We start from the raw sequence: 1,294 nt of genomic DNA on the forward strand, positions 1-1,294 counted from the left end.
GCTACGCCAAGATACGCGCCGCGCTCGCCAACAGTTATGATCTCGGCGCGAACCGGCCGGACATTCAGGTGGTGGATGTCGATCTGCTCGGCGACCGCCATTTGCGGCTGCAGCACAAGGTCAATGACGGCATCCTTCTCGAGGATGCCAGCCGCGACGCCACGCTTCGTCACATCCGCAGGCTTTGGGGTTATGAAGTCAGCCTGGCGGCCATGGATGCCGAGACCGGCGCGACGATCCACGAACGCTCGACGAGCCAGATCGCGGGATGACGGCACCCGGTCTCCCGGCGCACATCAGGCGTCGCCGGCTGGCCTGATCCTCAGCCTTGCGATCCGGTTCTTGTCGCGTTTCATGACGATGAAGCGCTTGCCGTGGAACGTAAAAGCCTGCTTCTCCTCGGGGATCGATTGCGTCTCGTGGATGACGAGGCCGGCAATGGTGGTTGCCTCCTCATCCGGCAGGTTCCAGTCGAGAGCCCGGTTGAGGTCACGGATCGGCACCGTACCGTCGACGACCACGGAGCCGTCGGCCTCCTGCTTGACGCCCTGTATGTCGACATCGTGCTCGTCGGCGATCTCGCCGACGATCTCCTCGATAATGTCCTCCAGCGTCACCAGCCCTTCGACCTCGCCATATTCGTCGACGACGACGGCGAAATGCGCCTTGCGGCGAAGGAAGGCGTTGAGCTGTTCCTGCAAGGTCGTGGTGTCGGGCACGAACCAGGGTTTCGAAGCGATCTTCATCACGTCGATCCTGGAGAAATCGTTGCCGACTTCGTTCAAGGCGCGCAGCAGATCCTTTGCATGCAGCACGCCGACGATGTTGTCGAGCGAACCTTTCCACAGCGGCATGCGGGTGTGCGGGCTTTGCAAAATCTCGCGCACCACCGCTTCCGGCGCATTGTCGGCATTGACCGAGCGCATGTTGGTGCGGTGGACCATGATGTCGGAGACTTCGAGTTCGGCGAGATCGAACAGGCCGCCGACGCGGTCGCGATCCTCGCGCACCACCTGGCCGTCGCGGCGGAAATCGTCGACCGCGCCGCGCAATTCGTCCTGGCTGGAACGCTGCGGCTCGATGCGCGAAAGCTCGTACCCGAACATGGCAAGCAGGCGCGTGCGCACGGCAACGAGCAGCACGATGAGGATGGCAAGGACGGCGACAACGATCCAGCCGGGCTCGTTCATCTCCGGTCGCTTTCCTTTGGGTGGTTTTCCCTCAGAAACGACAGCACTTCCGATGCCGGAACATCCTTGGCAATGAAAGCCTGGCCGACGCCGCGCGTCAGGAT

The 1,294-nt window shown here is 62.6% G+C and carries 1 protein-coding gene and 1 pseudogene; one reads left to right on the forward strand and one right to left on the reverse strand.

Going from position 1 to position 1,294, the window contains the following annotated elements; translation table 11 throughout:
- Positions 1-272: pseudogene (locus tag EN991_RS36645) on the forward strand (SpoVR family protein); the annotation flags it as partial.
- Between the two features lie 24 nt (positions 273-296).
- On the opposite strand, the gene EN991_RS36650 reads toward EN991_RS36645, so the two are convergent.
- Positions 297-1,190 carry an HlyC/CorC family transporter gene (locus EN991_RS36650; protein ID WP_013529359.1) on the reverse strand — a complete coding sequence of 298 codons (894 nt, stop codon included), beginning with the start codon at positions 1,188-1,190 and terminating at the stop codon, positions 297-299.
- Positions 1,191-1,294 lie beyond the last annotated feature (104 nt).

Source organism: Mesorhizobium sp. M7A.F.Ca.US.005.03.2.1 (assembly GCF_003997795.1).
Classification (GTDB): Bacteria; Pseudomonadota; Alphaproteobacteria; order Rhizobiales; family Rhizobiaceae; genus Mesorhizobium; species Mesorhizobium ciceri.